Origin of the sequence: Cytobacillus oceanisediminis, assembly GCF_003182355.1 — a bacterium.
Classification (GTDB): Bacteria; Bacillota; Bacilli; order Bacillales; family Cytobacillaceae; genus Cytobacillus; species Cytobacillus oceanisediminis_A.
This window is the reverse complement of the sequence record NZ_QGTW01000013.1, coordinates 1-18,731: the sequence shown is the minus strand read 5'-3', so window position 1 is coordinate 18,731 and position 18,731 is coordinate 1. Positions and strand designations below refer to the sequence as shown.

General features: G+C 41.6%; 17 protein-coding genes and 1 rRNA gene. 14 read left to right on the top strand and 4 right to left on the bottom strand.

Going from position 1 to position 18,731, the window contains the following annotated elements; genetic code table 11:
- Nucleotides 1-129 precede the first annotated feature (129 nt).
- Nucleotides 130-1,134, top strand: coding sequence for an ABC transporter permease (locus DFO73_RS20835; RefSeq protein WP_110066623.1), 1,005 nt, complete (start codon nt 130-132; stop codon nt 1,132-1,134).
- An 88-nt stretch (nt 1,135-1,222) separates the two neighbouring features.
- The gene (gene nikC, locus DFO73_RS20830; protein ID WP_375137339.1) at nt 1,223-2,050 is read left to right on the top strand and encodes a nickel transporter permease; all 828 of its coding nucleotides are present in this window, start codon (nt 1,223-1,225) and stop codon (nt 2,048-2,050) included.
- Between the two features lie 65 nt (nt 2,051-2,115).
- On the opposite strand, the gene DFO73_RS20825 is transcribed toward nikC, so the two are convergent.
- The 3 genes from DFO73_RS20825 to DFO73_RS20815 form a co-directional block, all read right to left on the bottom strand.
- On the bottom strand, nt 2,116-3,195 hold the full coding sequence (locus DFO73_RS20825) for an FUSC family protein (RefSeq protein WP_110066621.1): 1,080 nt from the start codon (nt 3,193-3,195) through the stop codon (nt 2,116-2,118).
- 723 nt (nt 3,196-3,918) lie between these two features.
- Nucleotides 3,919-8,391 carry a glutamate synthase-related protein gene (locus DFO73_RS20820; protein WP_110066771.1) on the bottom strand — a complete coding sequence of 1,491 codons (4,473 nt, stop codon included), beginning with the start codon at nt 8,389-8,391 and terminating at the stop codon, nt 3,919-3,921.
- A 409-nt stretch (nt 8,392-8,800) separates the two neighbouring features.
- Complete coding sequence (locus tag DFO73_RS20815; RefSeq protein ID WP_110066620.1) at nt 8,801-10,096, bottom strand: glutamate-1-semialdehyde 2,1-aminomutase; 1,296 nt, start codon at nt 10,094-10,096, stop codon at nt 8,801-8,803.
- Between the two features lie 373 nt (nt 10,097-10,469).
- Here DFO73_RS20815 and DFO73_RS20810 point away from each other — a divergent pair, with 373 nt between their 5' ends.
- The 10 genes from DFO73_RS20810 to perR all read left to right on the top strand — a co-directional run bounded on the left by DFO73_RS20810 (nt 10,470) and on the right by perR (nt 16,869).
- Nucleotides 10,470-11,477 (top strand): ABC transporter ATP-binding protein, encoded by a 1,008-nt coding sequence (locus DFO73_RS20810; RefSeq protein ID WP_110066619.1) that lies wholly within the window; start codon nt 10,470-10,472, stop codon nt 11,475-11,477.
- A 39-nt stretch (nt 11,478-11,516) separates the two neighbouring features.
- The gene (locus tag DFO73_RS20805) at nt 11,517-12,308 is read left to right on the top strand and encodes an ABC transporter permease (RefSeq protein ID WP_110066618.1); all 792 of its coding nucleotides are present in this window, start codon (nt 11,517-11,519) and stop codon (nt 12,306-12,308) included.
- A 2-nt stretch (nt 12,309-12,310) separates the two neighbouring features.
- A complete protein-coding gene (locus DFO73_RS20800) occupies nt 12,311-13,096 on the top strand; it encodes an ABC transporter permease (RefSeq protein ID WP_110066617.1) in 786 nt (261 codons plus the stop codon).
- A gap of 531 nt (nt 13,097-13,627) precedes the next feature.
- Nucleotides 13,628-14,038, top strand: a complete 411-nt coding sequence (locus DFO73_RS20795; protein WP_110066616.1) for a potassium channel family protein — start codon at nt 13,628-13,630, stop codon at nt 14,036-14,038.
- Nucleotides 14,039-14,120: 82 nt separating this feature from the next.
- Entirely contained in the window at nt 14,121-14,591 is a 471-nt protein-coding gene (gene bcp, locus DFO73_RS20790; protein ID WP_110066615.1) for a thioredoxin-dependent thiol peroxidase, read from the top strand.
- 438 nt (nt 14,592-15,029) lie between these two features.
- Complete coding sequence (locus DFO73_RS29870) at nt 15,030-15,164, top strand: hypothetical protein (protein ID WP_375137337.1); 135 nt, start codon at nt 15,030-15,032, stop codon at nt 15,162-15,164.
- Nucleotides 15,165-15,204: 40 nt separating this feature from the next.
- Nucleotides 15,205-15,462, top strand: a complete 258-nt coding sequence (locus DFO73_RS29460) for an NAD(P)-dependent oxidoreductase (protein ID WP_258309667.1) — start codon at nt 15,205-15,207, stop codon at nt 15,460-15,462.
- 40 nt (nt 15,463-15,502) lie between these two features.
- The gene (locus DFO73_RS29455) at nt 15,503-15,658 is read left to right on the top strand and encodes a hypothetical protein (RefSeq protein WP_258309665.1); all 156 of its coding nucleotides are present in this window, start codon (nt 15,503-15,505) and stop codon (nt 15,656-15,658) included.
- A 106-nt stretch (nt 15,659-15,764) separates the two neighbouring features.
- A complete protein-coding gene (locus tag DFO73_RS20780) occupies nt 15,765-16,322 on the top strand; it encodes a cob(I)yrinic acid a,c-diamide adenosyltransferase (RefSeq protein ID WP_110066614.1) in 558 nt (185 codons plus the stop codon).
- A gap of 109 nt (nt 16,323-16,431) precedes the next feature.
- Nucleotides 16,432-16,869, top strand: a complete 438-nt coding sequence (gene perR, locus DFO73_RS20775; protein WP_181396081.1) for a peroxide-responsive transcriptional repressor PerR — start codon at nt 16,432-16,434, stop codon at nt 16,867-16,869.
- Nucleotides 16,870-17,007: 138 nt separating this feature from the next.
- Here perR and DFO73_RS20770 read toward each other — a convergent pair whose 3' ends face one another.
- Nucleotides 17,008-17,364 carry a YgzB family protein gene (locus DFO73_RS20770; protein ID WP_110066612.1) on the bottom strand — a complete coding sequence of 119 codons (357 nt, stop codon included), beginning with the start codon at nt 17,362-17,364 and terminating at the stop codon, nt 17,008-17,010.
- Between the two features lie 150 nt (nt 17,365-17,514).
- Between DFO73_RS20770 and DFO73_RS20765 the strand changes: the two genes are divergently transcribed.
- Both DFO73_RS20765 and DFO73_RS20760 read left to right on the top strand, forming a co-directional pair.
- Nucleotides 17,515-18,390, top strand: a complete 876-nt coding sequence (locus DFO73_RS20765) for a nucleotidyltransferase-like protein (protein ID WP_110066611.1) — start codon at nt 17,515-17,517, stop codon at nt 18,388-18,390.
- 276 nt (nt 18,391-18,666) lie between these two features.
- Nucleotides 18,667-18,731: ribosomal RNA gene (locus DFO73_RS20760) — 16S ribosomal RNA — on the top strand; the annotation flags it as partial.

Here is an 18,731-nt window from a genome sequence, read left to right as displayed (position 1 = left end):
CAGCTAAGACAATGAAAAAATTGCAAGAGAGTCATACTTCTTATAATCCAGGAAAGGGGAGTACAGTTTTGTATCTCCCTTTTCTATTCCAAAATATTGTACCAACCTTCAAGAGAGGTGAAAATGTAAATGATGTCCTATACGATCAAACGAATTTTTTCACTTTTACCGGTATTACTGGGGCTTTCCCTAATCGTCTTTTTTATGATTCGGGCAATTCCGGGAGATCCGGCACAGATTATTCTGGGACAATTGGCAACAAAAGAGGCTGTGGAGGCATTAACGAAGCAGCTGGGGCTGGATCAACCGTGGTACCTTCAATATTTTACATATCTTGGCGGACTTTTGACTGGTGATCTTGGAGAATCAATTAGAACAAAATCTGAAATTAGCCAGGAAATTTGGCCATATTTAGCTGCCACTATGGAGCTGACATTTGTAGCGATGTTAATTGCAGTTTTTATAGGGGTAAATGCAGGAATTATCAGTGCCTGGTACCAAAACTCATGGTTTGATTATGTTGCCATGGTGCTTGCGCTTATTGGCGTATCCATGCCGATTTTCTGGCTGGGTTTAATGGAGCAGTGGGCGTTTGCCATAAAGCTGGATTGGCTGCCTACATCAGGCAGGGAAGAGGTAAGAAACCCGATTACGGCCATTACACATATTTATATGATTGATACCCTCTTGCAAGGGAGGATGGATCAATTCTGGGATGTCGTCAAGCATTTAATTTTGCCTGCATTTGCATTAGCCACCATACCTATGGCTATTATTGCGAGAATTACACGCTCGACTATGCTTGAGGTTATGAGATCCGATTTTATTAGAACAGCAAGGGCAAAAGGCTTAAGAATGTTCTGGGTTGTTTATAAACATTCATTAAAAAATGCAATTATTCCGGTTCTAACGATTATCGGCCTGCAAATGGGCTTATTGCTCGGGGGAGCGATATTGACGGAAACGATTTTCAGCTGGCCTGGAATCGGCCGTTATATTTATGAAGCCATTAACTACCGGGATTATCCTGTGATTCAATCAGGCATTCTTGTTATCGCTTTTATCTTTGTCATGATCAATTTAGTGGTGGACTTGCTGTATGCAGCAATAGATCCTCGCATTAAATATAACTAGGGAGGGGGAGAGAAGCTTGGAACTTTCAACTCAAAAAGATATTCAGCCGCCGATTTTGCCAGCTGATGAAAAAGTGGTTTCCCCCTGGATGGAAGCATGGCGGAGCTTTAGAAAAAACAAATTGGCTTTGATTGGCTCAATCATCGTCATATTCTTTATTCTTCTGGCTGTTTTTGCGCCGGTTATCGCACCGCAGGGGATAAATGAACAAATGCTGTCCAAAAGGCTGCAAGCCCCATCTAGCGAGCATTGGTTTGGGACTGATGACTTTGGAAGGGATATTTTCTCAAGGGTTATTTACGGAGCAAGAATCTCTTTATGGGTCGGATTCCTGGCAGTAATGGGATCCATTGTTGTAGGCTGCCTTCTGGGTGTAGTCGCAGGCTACTACGGTAAATGGGTTGATGCGATTATTTCACGTGTTTTTGATATTATGCTTGCTTTTCCTAGTATTTTGCTGGCGATTGCGATTGTAGCTGTTTTGGGACCTTCATTGCGAAATGCCCTGATTGCGATCGCAGTCATTAATATTCCTAACTTCGGAAGGCTTATCCGTTCACGGGTGCTTAGTGTAAAACAGGAAGAGTATATTATGGCTGCAAAAGCGGTTGGAATGAGCAATAGCCGTATTCTCTTCAAGCATGTGCTGCCGAATAGTATGGCGCCGATCATTGTGCAGGGAACTCTTGCGATTGCGACTGCCATTATTGAAGCCGCCGCATTAGGATTCCTGGGGCTCGGTGCTGAGGCTCCGAACCCCGAGTGGGGGAAAATGCTGGCTGATGCAAAAGCATATCTCGTACAGGCTCCATGGACGATGATTTTCCCGGGGCTGGCGATTATGCTTACTGTTCTCGGGTTTAACTTAATGGGTGACGGATTAAGAGATGCTCTCGATCCGAGAATGAAGAATTAATTAAAAAAGCAGCTGAGGCCCAGCTGCTTTTTTTCTTGTCCTTGCTCCAATGCCTGGAGCTATTCTTATTCAATATTCTCCTGTATAGTAACCTCATTTTCGTCCTTGTGATAAGCCTGAAAACTTGTTATTAGCTTATCGAGATGCTCTACATGCTCATCGTAATCCACAATAGCAGAGATGATTTGCATAGTATGAGGGAATATTGATTCATCTTCAAGGTTGAGCTCCTTTTGCTGTGACAGAAAAAGATTTACGAGCTCTTTTCTGCTTAAGTTGAAGTCCCCTTCTTCAAATACCACATTCGGTCGAACTTTCCCGATAAACTTTAGCATTACATGCTCATGATAATGAATCAGAATATCCAGCTGCTGCTGAACTGCATGCTGAAAGTTTTCAGGCATTTGCTGCAAGTCATTTTCAAAGCGGTGCAATTTCTTTAAGGTCTCAAGTGAACGCTTTACTGTTGAGATCATCTGTCTGTATATCACAAGCTTTCGTGACTTAACCAAATCATTTCTCTTAAAATAATTCCGTTCTTCTTTGTACATTAAATACAATTGTTCAAGCTTTACATTGCTTTCTTTCATTTTGTCGATATCATTTTTCAGGAGTTTGTGCTCAGATGCGTGCCTGATGTTAAGCCGGATCCATTTCGTAATCTCTTCTGTGTTATGGGAAATCCTATTGTAAAGCTTGTTTTCGTATTTAGGAGGCAAAAATACAAGGTTCACAATAAATGCAGACAATACCCCGAGCATAATAGTGGAAAATCGAATAAGTGCAAACTGCAAAAAGGTATCTCCCGGTGTCTCCATAATAGCAATCAGGGTTACCAGTGATAAACCAATCGTATTTTCAATTTTCAGCTTCAGATTGATTGTGATAACCATAATGGCTGCAAGCCCGATAATAAAGACATCATTGCCAAACAACAGCACAAAAACAACTGCAATTAATGCGCCGATGGCATTCCCTTGGATCTGCTCAATAATGGAAAGATAAGATCTGTAAATGGTCGGCTGAACGGCGAAAATAGCCGCAATCCCTGCAAAGATAGGTGAGGGAAGGTTAAACACTTCCGATAAAAATAAAGATAAAATAATTGCGATTCCCGTCTTAAGTATGCGGGCGCCAAGCTTCATACAATATATGTCCTTTCCTCCAGAAGCAAGTTTCTTCTGGTTGATTAGTAGTCTCGCCGATTGGTCCGTTTAAAGTGCTAATTATAAATACTTTAAACGGTTTTGCTCATTATTAAACAATATTGTACTATACAGGGATATGGAAAGAAGTTCAAGGGGCATTTTAATGAAATTTTATTAAGAAAAGTAAATAGGTGATATTTACCTTTGGTAGCTTAAATGCATATTTTTTGGAGTTATAGTGTAGGATTTATGCCGAAAACGGAGAAAATAGCCGTGAAGCGACCTAAAGCGGAGGAATAGTGCTGTTGACGGAGTAATCAATAGTACGTTGAATGGAGTAACCGAACTATGAAGGGAACTAAAGCCAAGGAATAGTGCCGTTGAATGGAGTAACCGAGACAAGAAGAGAACTAAAGCGGAGGAATAGTGCCGTTGAATGGAGAAAAGCCGCCATGAAGGGAACTAAAGCGAGTGAATAGTGCCGTTGAATGGAGTAACCGCGCCAAGAAGGGAACTAAGACGGAGGAATAGTACCGTTGAGTGGAGAAAAGCTGCCATAAAAGAACCTAAAGGCGAGGAATAGTGCCTATGAACCTGGAATACAGCCAAGATTGGCAAATAAAATATAATTAACTCTAAGTATCCACTTAGATCTGCAACTAATAAAATAAAAAGAACCGTCCGCAGGCACGGACGGTTCTTTAATATTCTGCTAAATAATCACTCTGTAGAAACAGATGGGTCAGCTTGTTCTTTAACCGGAATGACCTGTACGAAGTGGTCAGCCGGATGGTCAAGGAGGGCAGCAAGCTGGGAAGCTTCATCAGTCTGGCCTTGATCTGTCAGCATCGCAATATATTGGCCAAGGAGTTCTCTTACATCTTCCGTTCCTTTTTCTGAAAGGGAAGTGACAGAAACTTTTGCTCCTTTTGCAATTCTGCGCTCGATGGCTTCTTTTGTTAAGCCCATTTCCGGCTGGTGTCTTAAGTAAACAACACCGCCAGTCATACCTGCGCAAATCCATGGACCAGGATCACCAAGGACAAGGCCTCTTCCGTTTGTCATATATTCGAAGGCAAAGCCCTTAATATTGGCGTTTGTTCCGATATTACCGTATTCCTTTTCAGGAATCGGCTTTTTCAGTTGTCCGCCTATAATCATGTCAGCTCCGGATAATCTGATCCCTGCGCGTGCATCAGCATTTCCCTGGGCTACAAGCAAACCATGCTGAGCTCCGTAGCCAAAGCCTTTTCCGACAGAGCCGTTATAAAACTTGCCGTTCTTTCCTTTTGCCTTGAAGATCTTGATTTGTCCGCCAAATGACGTCTTACCGATTCCATCCTGGGCTCCTCCGGCAACTTCAATATTAATGCCGAAGCTGTTGTAAGCTCCCAGGCCATTTCCAGGAATGGATCCGCCTTTATATTTTAAGTCAACCGGTGGAAGCCCTTTATAGGAACCATCCAAACGGCCTCTTACGCGGTGGCAGGAAACACGGCTGCCTAACACACGCTGTTCTGAAGTAATACTCTGGAATTCGCGTGATTGATGCAACTCTTCCACGCTTGCATCAAGGTACTCTGCTCCAACGGCTACCTGTAGCTGTGCTTCATGCAGGGCTGCAGGCGCTTCCTGTTGAGAGAATTGGCCGATTTCAAGTGTCTTTAACAGATGAGTCAGATTAAGCTGGTTTTCACCTTTGGTTTGTACCAGAAGGTCAGAACGCCCAACAGCATCCTGAAGATTTTTTACTCCAATAGAAACTGCAAGTGCTTTAAGCTCTTCGCCAAATGCTGTAAACAAATTCATGATGCCTTGGACAGCAAGGTCAAATTGGCGAGGAACAAATCTTCTTAAACCATGCTCCTTAGCCTGTGCTTCAGAGTCAATTTGTGTAGCTATACCCACGTGGCAAGTGTCAAGATGGCAGCCGCGGCATGTTGTACAGCCAATGGCTAGCATGGACAATGTACCAAAGCCAACTCGGTTAGCTCCGAGAAGCATTACCTTTAATACATCTGCTGCACTCTTGATTCCGCCGTCAGCCCACAGCTCGACGTTATCGCGGATGCCTGCTTCCAATAGCGCATTGTGAGCGGCTTTTACGCCGATTTCAACCGGCAGGCCTACGTGCTGGAGCGCGTGGATTCTGGCTGCACCAGTACCGCCGTCAAATCCGCTTAGTGTGATAATATCTGCACCAGCTTTTGCGATACCGACAGCGATTGTCCCGATATTCGGTACTACCGGAACCTTAACGGCTACTTTTGCTTTATCGTTGGCTGTCTTAAGCTCATGGATCATTTGTGCCAAATCTTCAATTGAATAGATATCATGGTTATTTGAAGGTGAAATCAAATCTGAACCAATTGTTGCATTACGTGCTTCGGCAATTTTTGCTGTAACCTTTGAACCTGGAAGGTGTCCGCCCTCACCAGGCTTTGCACCTTGCCCGATTTTAATTTCAAGCAAGTTGGACGAGTTGAGCAGCTCGGCATTTACACCAAAACGTCCAGATGCCACCTGCTGTCCGCGGGTTTTTGGATATTTACCAAGCATATCCTTAATTTCCCCGCCTTCACCATTCAAGCTGACCATGTTCAAACGGTCTGCACCTTCTGCATAAGCCCTGAACGCAGTCTCATTCTGAGAACCAAATGACATGGACGAGATGACGAACGGAAGGTCATGCTCTCCTACATTCAGGCTAATATCCTCCGGCTTTAAGTTTGAGGCCGTCTCCTTAAATCCAGTTAAATGGCGGATTGTCGTAGGGTTTTGATCCTCCTGCTCAGAGATTTTTTCCTTGTATGCACTATAGTCGCCTGTTGATGCAACCTCGCCGATAGCTTTCCAGATACGAGGGAAAAGGCTGAACGTCTTTCCGATCCGCTCTTTTTCATTTTGGTAATCTTCTGCTCTCGCAAAAGCATCTTCTTTTAAGGCGTCGAAATTAAATGCAAGTTCCTTTGAACCGAAGAAGTTTACGATATTCAGATACTCGGCCATGTCTTCATGCAGACCGATTGCAGAGAACAAACGGCCATAGCCTCTTAACTCGTGGATGCCGATCGTTGAAATTACCTTCTCAAGACCCTTAGTAAGGGCTGAATATAAATTGGTTAATGGCGTTACTGAATCGCCAAGCACTGTCATAAACATATAGTACGGGCTGATTATATCTGCACCTAAGCCAAATGCTGTGATGATATCATGCAAGGACCTGATGGAAGCAGAGCGCACCAAAAGAGAACATTCGCGGCGTAAAGCTTCTTTTACAAGTGCCTGGTCAATAGCAGACACGGCTAAATGTGAATCAATCCAATAAGCATCCTCCTGATGGGCATTTGCATCATCGAGCACAAGCAGGGTTTTTCCGCTGCGGACAGCTTCAACTGCTTCTGCTGATAAACGGTCCAAAGCTTCTTTTACTGTTTCATCTTTCTTAAATGTGGTAGACAGATAAGAAATAAGCTTTTGTTCCTGATAAAAGCTGGTTACCTGATCGTAGCTTGGCTGTTTAAGAGCAGCAGAACATTCAAAACCTGCTTTTCCTTCTATTAAAATAGGAGTCTGCAACTCAATTACAGCACCAGGCTGCTGTTTTTCGAACAAGGACGGACGCTGCCCAATAATGGTACGTGTTGAGAAATGCTCGGTTTCACGGTCGCGGTCAATCGCAGGGTTTGTAACAACTGCAACACTTTCCTTGATAAAATCTGATATATTTTTGCGTTGCGGATTTAGTGCAGCAAGTGGAGAGTCGTGTCCGAGTGAACGGATTGGCTCTGCTCCTTTTTCCGCCATTTGTTCTATAAGCTGGACATGATCTCTTTCCCAGCCAAACGCTTTATATTGCCCATTATGGACTTTATCCGGATAGTTTATAGAAATTGTTTTTTCTAACTTTGGCTCCTGCAAGCGAATACGGAAGTTATCAGCGTTAACACGTTTTGAAAATCTTTCAAAAACTGCAGCTTGATAATTGCTGTGTTCATAAACGGCAAGAGTATCGCCATCCCATTTCAGTCCAACTTTTTCACCAGGTGAAAGCGGCTTTGGTTCGTTGACATATTCACTTGATGGAATAATTCCTGGCTCAGATGAGAACAGGTAAGAGCTTTCTGTTTCAAGCATCCAGAGCGGGCGAAGACCCAAAGCATCTACACTAAACACAGCTTCGTCAGCAAAGCGGGAGATAATTCCTGCTGGACCTTGAGCAAAATGTCCCCATGCTTCACGAATATATGAGTACATATCCTGAAGGTGTTCCGGGTAAGATTTGATTTCATTCACGATTGGCGGGAACATGACATCCATCGCTTCGAATAGTGAATAACCGTCACGGCAAATAAACGTTTCAAGCGTTCTGCTCAAGTCCTGTGAATCACTTCCGTCTTTTACAAGCGGAACTCCAACCATTTTTGCTTCATCTCTTAGCTTTGCAATTGTGTTGATCTCGCCATTGTGGCCAAGAATACTGAATGGCTGCACGCGAAAGAAGCTTGATAATGTATTAGTTGAATAGCGGTTATGTCCAAGTGTCATTGTTGAAGCAACAAGCGGGTTTGCTAAATCATGATAATATTTAGGCAAAATATCCCCAGCACCCATTACTTTATAAACAGCATGATGCTGGCTTAGGGAAGCGACATGCACATGCTCATTTTCTTCAAAATCAACAATCAATTCAAAAAGCTTTTTAGAAAGCTCTCCTCCGGTTTGTTCTGACAAACATGCAAACTGCCAAAATACAGGGTTTTCCTGAATGGCAATTGGACCAAGGGCAGAGGATTCTGTTACCTCTTCAGATTCAAAAATGACTGCAAGTTGAGAATCGGCAAGTTTCTGCATTAAATGCTTTTTAAAAGATTCAGTGTCCTTGCTTCTGGACATAAAGACATGTCCAACGACAAACCCCTCACTGGTTGCAGCTGCCGGATCGGCTCCTGCTTCCTTTAGCTTTTCTTTCCAAAGCTCTCTCGGGATATCGATATGAATGCCAACACCGTCTCCTTCTCCATTAATAAAGCCGGCACGGTGATTCATTGTGACAAGGGCGTTGATGCAGCTGAAAATATTCTCCCGTGTAGGTACTTTCTTTTTTTCCATAGCAGAAACGATGCCGCACGCATCATGCTCCTGACGGTTAAACTCTTTAAAAAGTGAAGGACTCCATTGTTGTAATGTCATTGTATTCGGCTGAAAATAAGGCTTTGCCTTAAAGCCGTTCACCCCCTGATTAGTAATCTATTAAAAATTAGTTGTTTACGGGTTTTAAATGAGGTTGTTCAAAAAGTCATGTTTTTGAAAGGATAAATGCATCATGCATTTATTAAATGAATAGTGTGATTATTTGGGAAAGGTTTTTGCCTTTATACCCATCTTTTTGCTGGCGTAATCCGCACTTACAGAAAAGATTTCTCCTATCATATCATATGAATTTTCAGAAATCAATTATTTATACAAAAAGATGGATAGAGTTTAGGTGGACAAAACTGATGATGTATAAAAAAACGCCAATAATGTAAACGTTTTCATGACTGTTAATAAAGAAAATGGGAACCTTAAGGCTCCCATTAATGTATAAAATAATGAATAATTATTCGGTGATTAATTGCTGAAATGCATTTTGGACTGCGTGGATAGTGGCGTGAATATCTTCCTCTGTATGGGCGATCGTTACAAACCATGCTTCATACTTGGATGGTGCCAGGTTTATTCCTTGGGTTAGCATTAGCTTGAAAAATTTTGCAAACATTTCACCATCTGTGTTTTCTGCCTGCTCATAATTTACAACTATTTCATCTGTAAAATAAACGGTGAGAGCACCTTTTAAACGGTTAATCGTGATCGGGATGTTAAATTCTGCTGCAGCGGCTTTAATGCCTTCTTCAAGCATTTCGCCCAGGCGGTCCAAATATTCATAGATACCTGGCTGTTTAAGTACTTCAAGGCAGGCGATGCCGGACAGAATGGAAGCAGGGTTTCCTGCCATAGTCCCGGCTTGATACGCAGGTCCTAGAGGAGCAACGGTTTCCATGATTTCCTTTTTTCCGCCGTAAGCACCTATAGGCAGGCCTCCGCCAATGATTTTACCCATAGCAGTCAAATCTGGTTTAACTCCTAGCAAATCCTGTGCTCCGCCATACATAAAACGGAAAGCAGTAATAACTTCATCATAAATAACCAACGCTCCTGCAGCATGGGTTAATTCATTTACCTGTTCCAAAAATCCTGGTTTAGGTTCTACAATCCCGAAATTGCCGACAATCGGTTCAACGAGAACTGCTGCAATCTGGTCTCCCCACTTTTCCAAAGCTTCCTTATACGGCTCGATTTCATTAAAAGGAACTGTAATAACTTCCTGGGCAATGCTCTTTGGTACTCCAGCAGAGTCGGGAGTGCCTAATGTTGAGGGGCCAGAGCCTGCTGCAACAAGAACAAGGTCGGAATGGCCGTGGTAGCAGCCGGCAAACTTTATGATTTTGTCTCTGCCTGTATAAGCCCGTGCAACACGGATGGTTGTCATAACTGCTTCTGTTCCCGAGTTTACGAAACGGACTTTATCCAAATTAGGCATTGCTTCCTTTAGCATTTCAGCAAATTTCACTTCATGCGGGGTTGGAGTTCCATATAATACTCCGCGCTCTGCTGCAGTTTTAATCGCTTCAGTAATATGCGGATGGGCATGCCCGGTAATGATCGGTCCGTAGGCGGCTAAATAATCGATATATTGGTTGCCGTCAACATCCCAAAAATATGCGCCCTGAGCGCGCTCCATCGCGACCGGGGAACCTCCGCCAACTGCTTTATAAGAGCGGGAAGGACTGTTGACTCCCCCGACAATATGTTCAAGAGCTTGTTTATGTAATCTTTCAGAATTAGTAAATTGCATTATTATCCTCCTGACATGAATCCAATTAGTAGTACATTTATTATTTTAACATGATCGAAAGGCAGTTAGTCCAATCTAAAGGGGAAAGCAGAGAATTCTGTATATTGGTATAAAAACAAATAGAGCTGTGTTAATTTGATTTTGCACTGTGGAGATTGGCGCAGAAGGCTTCAAGACCCTCGAAATGCTTTTGCATTCCCTTCGTTCGGAGTTTATTCGAGGAGTGTCCGGCCCGCAGAAAGCGAGTGAGTGTAGCCGAAATCAGCATCAAAGTTTAACAGAGCCAAAAAGAAAAGGGTGCATTCTATTTGTGTTGGTGTGCTAGTTTGTCTAAACTATTTCATTAGGGCATTAATTGGCAGGAGGAGTAATCATGAAAGATGCAATAACAGTCCGGAATTTAAAGAAAGAGTTTAAAGCTTATTCTAGCCGCTCAGGATTAAAGGGTGCTTTTCGGGACCTTTTAACAAGAAACTATAAGATTGTACCAGCTGTTAACAACATCAGCTTTAATGTGAAGCAAGGAGAAATGGTCGGCTATATTGGCGAAAATGGAGCAGGCAAGTCAACGACCATAAAAATGCTGACTGGAATTTTAACCCCAACCAGCGGGGAAGTCATTGTAAATGGAATGAACCCCCATAGAGACCGTGAAAAGTTCGTTAGCACCATTGGTGTGGTTTTTGGACAAAGATCGCAGCTATGGTGGGACATTGCTGTTCAGGAGTCTTTCAGGCTGCTGAAGAAGGTGTACAAAGTATCTGATGAGCAATATGAAAACCATATGGCACATGTCATAAAAACATTGGATATAGAACCCCTGCTGGATAAGCCAGTCCGTAAGCTTTCGCTTGGGCAAAGAATGAGATGCGAACTTGCTGCGGCACTGATCCATAACCCTCCGCTTCTGTTTTTAGATGAACCCACCATCGGGCTTGATGTGCTGGTTAAGCTGAGAATCAGGGAGTTCTTAAAAGAGATTAATGAAAAATATAATACAACCATTCTGCTGACTACACATGATTTAACAGATATCGAGGCCTTGTGTGAAAGGGTGGTTATGCTTGATGATGGTAAGATCATTTATGATGGGGCTTTAAAAAGCCTGAAGGAAAAATGGGGAGAAGGCAAAGAAATAGAATTTCAATTCCTCGAAGAAGTGGAACTTGCTGATCTTAATAAAATTACAGCATCATCTGAAGTGAAATGGGAGAAGGATGAGAAGAAAGCCATTTTTACGGCGGTAGTGGAGGAAGATGATGAGCTCATATCACTATTAATTGCAAAGGTGGTTGCCGCTTTAAAAATAAAAGATATCAATATTAAAGAAACTTCAACTGAGGAAATCATCCGTAATATTTATGATCGGGGGATCTCGTAATGGAATGGTTCCGCCCGCTCCATAACTGGGGGTGTTCTCATGGATAAATATCTTGAAATGATCCGGATCCGTTTTCTGATGATGCTGGCTTACAGAACTAATTATTATACAGGTATTTTAATTTATAGCATTAATATCGGCGCCTATTACTTTTTATGGTCGGCGATTTATGGCGAAAAGGATGCAATCGAAGGCATGACTGTTATCCAAATGTCTACCTATGTTGCAGTAGCGTGGATGGCAAGGGCATTTTATTTTAATAATATTGACCGTGAAATGGCTACGGAAATTAAAGAAGGGAAAGTGGCGGTGGAACTGATACGCCCGTACAATTACCTTGGCATGAAAACAATGCAGGGTCTGGGCGAGGGGATATTCCGTCTGTTCTTCTTCTCGGTTCCGGGTCTAGTGATTGTTTCGTTCATTTTCCCGCTCCAATTTTCCGCAGATTTAACCACTTGGCTCTTTTTTGCGGTATCGATATTATTAAGTTTTTTTATTAATACTCAAATTAATTTGCTGACAGGGATTACCGCTTTCTTCCTATTTAATAATACAGGGCTTATCCGGGCGAAAAGAGTTGTGATTGATCTCTTTTCAGGCCTTCTTATTCCCATCAGCTTTTTCCCGATTTGGGCCCAGGATATATTGAAGTATCTTCCCTTTCAGGGAATCAGTTATGTACCGAGTATGATCTTTACAAATAGCTTTTCAAATAATGAAGCTATTGAAGCGATTATTCTTCAGGGTGTCTGGGTAATTATTCTGGTGATCCCAATTCAGATTCTATGGGTGATTGCGAAAAAACAGCTTATTATTCAGGGAGGGTGACTATGTTTTATATAAAAATTTTCTTCCAATATGTCGCCCAATATATGAAAACGAGAATGCAATACCGAGCAGATTTATTTGTGGAGATATTTTCAGACCTATTATTTCAAGCAGTCAATTTAATTTTTATATTAGTCGTTTTCGGCCATACCAATCTTCTTGGAGGCTGGACGAGGGATGAGATTATTTTTATTTACGGATTTTTCCTTGTCCCATATGCACTGTTCTCTTCTTTCTTTAATATTTGGGATTTTAACGAGAGGTATATTGTCAAAGGCGAACTTGATAGGATATTGACCCGTCCGATCCATAGCCTGTTTCAAATCGTTTTGGAACGGATGGAGCTTGAATCCCTTTTCGGTGCCGTTACGGGAATCGCTGTAATGTTTTATGCAGGAAACAGCCTTGGCCTGAAGCTGTCCTGGGCAGACCCGTTTTTATTTCTTCTTTTTGTATTAGGAGGAATGCTTGTATATGGCGGCATTTTTGTCATGATTGCCTGCATAAGTTTTTGGGCGGATGCCCGAACTTCGATCATGCCGATGATGTACAACATCGGAAATTATGGCAGGTATCCAGTAGATATTTATAATAGCGTTATTCGCTTTGTTTTAACTTGGGTACTGCCATTCGCCTTTGTCGGTGTTTATCCTGCCGCTTACTTTTTGGGGAAAGAAGAGTGGTTTCTCTACTCATTCTTAACTCCGGTAATCGGAATCGTATTCTTCGGATTCTCGATCCTGATTTGGAATTCAGGCGTAAAAAGGTATAGAGGTGCAGGTAATTGAGACAAGAGCCGGGGGATATCCCAGGCTTTTTTTATGTGAATGTAAAACCTTCAAGTTCGATAACTGTCTAGCTGCGGCCCCTATCGACTCGACGTGCTACCTTCACTTCGCCTACGATGACGCACAGGACGTGCGCGTTTCCGAGTGTTATAAGTCAACATCGTTATCGCTCTTCCTGTTTCTTTTATCTCAAAAAGGAATTCAGACTAAGAGCGCCACGTCATCCCAAATGCTTCCGCTTTTGGTTGTGCGATGTATTGCTGCCGTAGCTTTCCTTGTCCTGTGGCAACGTCTGAGTGATCCACATCCTCCCAAAAGCTGACGAAGCCTTCCTTGTCCTGTGGGCGCCAGTCCACCACGCTCCGTCGATGCGCACTAAGGCAAGCTCCTTGGAATCAGCTTCGCAGGAACTCGCGGCTTTTGCTTGTTCCGAATGGCGCCTCCGCTTTTCTTGTGTGCAGACAGGCAGTCATACAGCCTGGATAGAAAGCGTATAAATAAGTTGAAGCCATTTCGAAATGAGGTTGCATTATGGCATTTTATTTGTCGTTAATCCTGATTGTGTTATGCATGATTATGAGTCTGCAAACCCTTTTTTCATCCGCGAAGATAAAGGGCAGATGGGTTTCTATGGAGAATTTCCTTTATCTGATAAGTTTGTATGCTACGATCATGATTGGTTTTGGGCTAATTTATATTTTGCTTGATTTGCATGGGCTAGTTGTTTTAATAGATGGTACAAACTATATTGAAGCGGGATTTCTTGAACGGCTTGAGACTGGCTTTTACTTTAGTGCAGTAACTCTATTTTCAGTTGGATATGGAGATATTAGCCCGATTGGGATTGGCAGGATGATTGCTGTTATGGAAGCGTTGATTGGCTATGTCATACCTGCTGCCTTTGTGGCGAGAGTTGTTTTTGATGCGGAAAAGCAGGCATGACTGCCTGCCTAATAGTTGTTTTTAAGTGAAAAGTTGGATAGGCTTAAAGGAAGAAAAACTTATCCAACGGGAGTGATAGAGTATGGCAGTTGCAATTGGAGAACTTGCTCCAGATTTTGAGCTGGAGGCCAGCAATGGCAAAAAGATAAAGCTTTCAGATTACCGGGGGAAAAATGTGGTTCTTTATTTTTACCCGAAAGACATGACACCAGGCTGCACAACACAAGCATGTGATTTCAGGGACCAGTATGAGAACTTTGCGGGAGTGAATGCAGTTATTTTAGGTGTAAGCCCCGATCCGCTCACAAGACATGAAAAGTTTATTGAAAAACACAGCTTGCCATTCTTGCTGCTTGCTGATGAAGATCATAAAACCGCAGAAGCATATGATGTATGGAAGCTGAAAAAGAATTTTGGGAAAGAATATATGGGAATTGAACGTTCCACTTTTATTATTGATCAGGAAGGTAAACTCGTTAAAGAGTGGCGGAAAGTGAAAGTAAAAGGGCATGTAGAAGAAGCTCTTGAATATATTAAGGAAAACCTGGCCTAGCATTGATTTAATGAGAATAAATTTGCAAATGGGTGGCCTATTTTTAGGAGATCAAGGCTTTTGTCCATTCCTAAAAACAAGTTTTGCATATCATTTTATTAGGGCATACCTCCTCAGATACTTTTTTCGAAGCGGACCTTATCTGGTCCGTTTTTTTTATTTTAAGAGTACTAAAATAAAAAACGTATTGTTACTTCAATTCAGACATCGGTAATATGATGAAAAAAACGAATATAGAGTGATGCCGTATGAAAATTGTGTCTTCTATTTTGCCCCTCGGAAGCACTCGGTGAAGAGGTGCACAAAGAATTTCCGCAAGCAGAGTTTCTGTTTTATAAAGGGATTGAAGCGGCCGGGGAATCTTTTTATAATGCAGAAAATATTTATTACATACGGGGAAGAGTTAACGGAGGAACATATACATAAATCGAAAAGATCATGGTGATATCCGCCGGAATGGATGAAATGCCTTTCAAAGCATGCAAGGAAAAAGGAATCCTTGTTACGAATGCGAGGGAATCCATAAAATATCGATGCCTGAGTTCACGCTGGGCACAATGTTGGGTCATATAAAACAAATGGCTGCATTGGCGGGAAATGAGCTGAATGAAGTATGGATAGAAAACTGCCGATGGAGGAACTGTGTGGCATGACTTTGTTGGTGCTGGGCATCGGTGCAATAGGAGGGGAAATCGCGAGGCTGGCTAAATGCATTGGAATGAATGTAGCAGGAGTGAATAGGAGCGGGAAAGACGCAGCTGGCGCAGACCGAATCTATAGTATTAGCCATCTTAGTAAAATACTTCCTGAAGCTGATTTTGTCGTATCTGTTTTGCCTATCACAGTTGAAACAAGCATTTTACAGCCATGAAAGATTCAGCTATCTTTATAAATATAGGGAGAGGCATCTTGTGGAGGAGGATATTCTTCTTTCTGTATTAGAAACAGACCAGGTTTCACATGTTTACCTGGATGTTTTCGAAAATAAGCCGCTTCCAAAGGGGCGGGCATCCGTTCTGGAAAATGGAAAATGTGACAGTCACACCACACCTCTCAAGCATTACTAAAAGTTATTTACCCAGATCTTTTGAAGTTTTTAAGCATAACCTTCATACATATATTAAAAATAACAAAGATTAAATTAATGTGATGATCTTGAAAGAGGGTATTAAGATGAAAATTTATACAAAAACTGGAGACAAGGGAACTACTTCTTTGGTATATGGGCAAAGGGTCAATAAAGATGATATCCGTGTTGAAGCTTACGGCACGTGTGATGAAGCCAACTCAATGATTGGGATGGCGATAAGCCACTTAACAGCTGAATTTTTTACAGATAAAGAAAAGATAGAAAAGGTTTTTCACAAAGTACAGACTGATTTGTTTCATGCAGGCGCTGAGCTTGCAACGCCTAAAGGAAAGGAAGTTAAATGGGTCATATCAGAAGAGGATATTGCCTTCATGGAAAAACAAATCGATGAATGGGATGCAGAACTTGCTGCCCTTACTAACTTTATTCTGCCTGGCGGCCATCCATCTGGAGCTGCTTTCCATGTGGCAAGAACAATTGTAAGAAGGGCCGAGCGCTGTGCGGTCTCACTGGGGGAAGATGTAAACCCGCTGGTTCTTGCCTATTTAAACCGTTTATCCGATTTGTTATTTGTCTCAGCTCGCTTCGTAAATCATCATTTAGGTTCCAGCGAGGACACATTGCATGCTGATAAAAGCTGATTTCCCTCTATTAAGGTGTTTGTAATATTGACAAATGTGGTAAAAAATTAGTACACTATTTATAAAGATTATAAAGTAAGAATATTTGTTGGAAAAGAGGTGCATGGCGGTGGCGCAAATGGAATTAAAAGAGGCGCTGGAAACTTTGAAAGAAACAGGAGTCCGTATCACTCCGCAGCGTCATGCGATACTTGAATATTTAATAAACTCCATGTCACACCCGACTGCAGATGATATATACAAAGCATTGGAAGGTAAATTCCCTAATATGAGTGTGGCTACAGTTTACAATAATTTACGAGTATTCCGTGAGGTTGGCTTGGTAAAGGAGTTAACATACGGAGACGCATCGAGCCGCTTCGATTTTGTAACTACTCATCACTACCATGTCATTTGTGAAAGCTGCGGCAAGATTGTAGACTTCCACTATCCTGGCCTTGATGAAGTAGAGCATCTTGCCTCGCATGTAACAGGTTTTAAAATCAGCCATCATAGAATGGAGATCTATGGAACCTGCCCTGAATGTGCAAGCAAAGAAGCCCACTAATAAAATAATACAAAGCTGCCGGCTGGATGCTGACAGCTTTTTCTTTTTTACTTAAGTTTAAACTGAACAATTAATAATAAAAAACCCGGCTATAAGCTAGCCGGCCATTTGAATCGCGAATATGAAGCGGTGAGGTTATCAGTTCTGCTTCGTATTTTTTTTGTTGTATTTTTCATTAAATTCAACGCCCTCAAGTTTTGGATCAAGCGTTAAAGGCTCTTTACAATACATGCACATATCAACACGGCCAAGCATTTTGGTATGCTTGCCGCAATTTGGGCAAACCACTTGCACGGTTTTTGTTGAAAGCATGCCGATCCAAAAATATACACCGGTGCTTGCGAGGATGAACAGCATTCCAAGCAGCATAAATATTGTCATGAGAAGAGGGGAATTTCTAAAGAAGATTCCTACGTACATAACGATAAATCCGATAAAAATTAAACTTAGGGCAAATGTACGAATTTTATTGATTTTACTTGAGTACTTAGCCATTCTGTTCCCTCCTAAAAGCTAACTATACCATAACCTCTTTACGTAAATAAATATTAATATAGAATGGTGTCGAAAAATGTCTCACATTTAGGGAGGATTTCATTTATAATTGTCGAAGATATACGCTATCAATAAACTGGAGGAATTATGATGGAAGATATTCTCCGTCCTATTTACCAAGAACGGGCAAGCCAGGCAAATACTCTCGGAGTGATCATGACCGAGAAGATACAAAAAGCAATTCCCGCTACAGATACCTTTGATGCTGTGCTCCTGATTCTTGTAAAGGAAGCAGATGAACCGGTGTTTGTTAAGCATTACACATATAAGGATAAAAAAGCAGCTCTTCATATAGTGACAGATAAGCAGCTGCGTGAATGGATCCTTTTAGGATCAAACCGCAAGATCTTTGATTGGCTCTATAATGGAAAAGTTCTTTTTGATCGAAATGAATATATTCATAATTTGAAAGTGGAATTAAGGGAATTTCCGTTCTATGGGCGGAAACTAAAGATGGGGCTGGAGTTTGCGAAGCTGATCCGCAGGTATATGGATGGCAAAGCATTTTTTGAGAACCGCCATTATTTTGACGCCTATAATCATATTGTTCATTCTCTCCATCATCTGGCCAGGCTTGCAGTGATCGAAAATGGCTTTCATCCCGAGGTAACCGTTTGGAACCAAGTGAAACAAATTGAGCCAGAAGTTATGAAGTTATATGAAGAGCTTGTAAATAGCCAGGAACCGTTGGAAAAAAGACTGGAACTGTTATTTTTGGCTAGTGAGTTCTTGATCCACTCAAGGACAAAACAAGGAATTACCCATCTTGCAGATATTCTTGGTGAAAAAGAAGAATGGTCTATCCATGACATTATGAACCATGAAGAACTTCATTTATATTCAGTTGACTTAAGTATGCTTCTTGAATATCTGATTGATAAACATATTATAGAAGTAGTGAATATGGAAACGAAGGGGCAAGGGATATATCACCGGTATTATAAACTCGGGAAAAAATTATCGTAAAAAAACATTAAAAACTATTGACCTTTATTTAAATCCTTGTTATATTTATATCCGTCGCTGCGATATGAACAAAAAACATTTTCACAGCTGACGGATTTCTTTTAAAAAAGTGTTGACAGTTAAAAGCAGCACATGTTATATTAATAAAGTCGCCTCTGAGCGATAAGGCAAAATATAACAAAGAGAAATTGATCTTTGAAAACTGAACGAACAAAAACGTCAACGTTAATTCTTTAGTCTTTTTTGAAAAGACAACTTATGAGCTTAATCAACTCTTATATGGAGAGTTTGATCCTGGCTCAGGACGAACGCTGGCGGCGTGCCTAATACATGCAAGTCGA

Excerpts from the sequence above, each read along its gene's own strand:
- DFO73_RS20835 (WP_110066623.1), top strand. The coding sequence starts at position 130 with ATGATGTCCTATACGATCAAACGAATTTTTTCACTTTTACCGGTATTA.
- nikC (WP_375137339.1), top strand. The coding sequence starts at position 1,223 with ATGGAAGCATGGCGGAGCTTTAGAAAAAACAAATTGGCTTTGATTGGC.
- DFO73_RS20825 (WP_110066621.1), bottom strand. The coding sequence starts at position 3,195 with ATGAAGCTTGGCGCCCGCATACTTAAGACGGGAATCGCAATTATTTTA.
- DFO73_RS20820 (WP_110066771.1), bottom strand. The coding sequence starts at position 8,391 with ATGACATTACAACAATGGAGTCCTTCACTTTTTAAAGAGTTTAACCGT.
- DFO73_RS20815 (WP_110066620.1), bottom strand. The coding sequence starts at position 10,096 with ATGCAATTTACTAATTCTGAAAGATTACATAAACAAGCTCTTGAACAT.
- DFO73_RS20810 (WP_110066619.1), top strand. The coding sequence starts at position 10,470 with ATGAAAGATGCAATAACAGTCCGGAATTTAAAGAAAGAGTTTAAAGCT.
- DFO73_RS20805 (WP_110066618.1), top strand. The coding sequence starts at position 11,517 with ATGGATAAATATCTTGAAATGATCCGGATCCGTTTTCTGATGATGCTG.
- DFO73_RS20800 (WP_110066617.1), top strand. The coding sequence starts at position 12,311 with ATGTTTTATATAAAAATTTTCTTCCAATATGTCGCCCAATATATGAAA.
- DFO73_RS20795 (WP_110066616.1), top strand. The coding sequence starts at position 13,628 with ATGGCATTTTATTTGTCGTTAATCCTGATTGTGTTATGCATGATTATG.
- bcp (WP_110066615.1), top strand. The coding sequence starts at position 14,121 with ATGGCAGTTGCAATTGGAGAACTTGCTCCAGATTTTGAGCTGGAGGCC.
- DFO73_RS29870 (WP_375137337.1), top strand. The coding sequence starts at position 15,030 with ATGGTGATATCCGCCGGAATGGATGAAATGCCTTTCAAAGCATGCAAG.
- DFO73_RS29460 (WP_258309667.1), top strand. The coding sequence starts at position 15,205 with ATGGATAGAAAACTGCCGATGGAGGAACTGTGTGGCATGACTTTGTTG.
- DFO73_RS20780 (WP_110066614.1), top strand. The coding sequence starts at position 15,765 with ATGAAAATTTATACAAAAACTGGAGACAAGGGAACTACTTCTTTGGTA.
- DFO73_RS20770 (WP_110066612.1), bottom strand. The coding sequence starts at position 17,364 with ATGGCTAAGTACTCAAGTAAAATCAATAAAATTCGTACATTTGCCCTA.
- DFO73_RS20765 (WP_110066611.1), top strand. The coding sequence starts at position 17,515 with ATGGAAGATATTCTCCGTCCTATTTACCAAGAACGGGCAAGCCAGGCA.